General features: G+C 70.1%; 2 protein-coding genes. One reads left to right on the forward strand and one right to left on the reverse strand.

What is annotated here, in order from left to right:
* Positions 1–461: bactofilin family protein (locus C665_RS19725; protein WP_004330542.1), on the forward strand; the 461-nt coding region annotated here is incomplete at its 5' end.
* Positions 462–580: 119 nt separating this feature from the next.
* Here the strand turns inward: C665_RS19725 and C665_RS19730 are convergent.
* Positions 581–940 (reverse strand): lytic transglycosylase domain-containing protein (locus C665_RS19730; RefSeq protein ID WP_004330543.1); only part of this gene is annotated, 360 nt, incomplete at its 5' end.

Raw genomic sequence — 940 nt, forward strand, 5'->3', positions numbered from 1 at the left:
AAACCGGCGGTTCGGCCGCAGCGCGCGAGCCGCAGGCGGTCGAGCGCGCGGATGCGGCGGCGGCGGCTGCGGGGGCCGTGGGTGAGAGCCGTCTGATCGTCGGTCCCGAGGTGAAGCTCAAGGGCGCCGAGATCCTCGACTGCGATACCCTGGTCGTGGAGGGGCGGGTCGAGGCGACGATGGACAGCCGCGTGTTGCGCATCGCCGAAAAGGGCGCCTTCAAGGGCACGGTCGGCATCGACATCGCCGAGATCCACGGCCATTTCGAGGGTGAGCTCACCGCCCGCAAACAGCTGCTGATCCACGCCGGCGGGCGGGTGAGCGGCAAGATCCGCTACGGCAAGATCCTCATCGAGGAGGGGGGCGAGCTGTCTGGCGACGTGCAGTCGCTGGGCGCCGCGGGCAAGGAGCTGCGTGCGATCGACGACAAGCCGAGGGCGCTCGCCGCGGTGGCGGGCTGAGCGGGTCGGCAGGGGGCAGGTCCCGGCATGGCAGCGGACGTGTCCGCGCATGGCGCGAGCCGTGCGGTGCTGCGTGGAGGGGCGGTAGTGCCCCTCGTGAGCGCGATGCCCTGGTGGGGTCAGCGCGCCGTCGTGGCGCCGCTTTGCGGCTGGGAAGCGCCCGCGGAGGCAAGCTGCTGCGGCGTCCAGGTCCAGTGCCTTTCCCAGGCGGCGCGGACCAGGTTGGGGTAGTCCGGCTTGCCCAGGCTGCCGTTGTAGCGTCCCAGCGCACGGAAGAGGTTGCCTTTCTCGATGTCGAGGTAGTGGCGCAGGATGGTGCAGCCGTAGCGCAGGTTGGTGCGCATGTGGAAGAGGTTGTCGTCCTCGCGGCCGATGACCTTGATCCAGAACGGCATCCCCTGCATGTAGCCGCGCGCGCCCGCCGAGGAGATCGCGTACTTGCGGAAGGCGCTCTCGACCTGGATCAGACCGAGCACCAT

The organism is Thauera aminoaromatica S2 (genome assembly GCF_000310185.1).
Classification (GTDB): Bacteria; Pseudomonadota; Gammaproteobacteria; order Burkholderiales; family Rhodocyclaceae; genus Thauera; species Thauera aminoaromatica.